This window comes from Mameliella sp. CS4, from assembly GCF_019392335.1.
Taxonomy (GTDB): Bacteria; Pseudomonadota; Alphaproteobacteria; order Rhodobacterales; family Rhodobacteraceae; genus Antarctobacter.
Window position 1 is genome coordinate 1 of record NZ_JAHXRQ010000192.1, and the last position, 261, is coordinate 261.

1 protein-coding gene is annotated in these 261 nt (G+C 69.3%); it reads right to left on the bottom strand.

Annotation, left to right across the window (positions count from 1 at the left end):
- Nucleotides 1-261: hypothetical protein (locus tag KZZ07_RS27075; protein ID WP_370631283.1), on the bottom strand; the 261-nt coding region annotated here is incomplete at both ends.

The window sequence follows — 261 nt, forward strand, 5'->3', positions numbered from 1 at the left end:
GCCGCGTACTTCAGGAGCCCGTTCCCGGTGAGGACGGCGAGGTAGCCGGCGCACAGGGCGAACAGGAGTTCCGTGCGGCCGAGCGGGAGGCCCAGGAGCGTCATTCCTGGATGCCCGTCGCCCCGCGCGTCGGCGAGGGCATGGTTGACGATGTGCTTGGGTATCTCAAGGGTCAGCCAGGCCGCGGGCAGCGTCGCGAGAGACAGGAAGACCAGGCGGACCTGGATGCCGAGGGTGGCACCCAGAACGTACGCCTCCAGG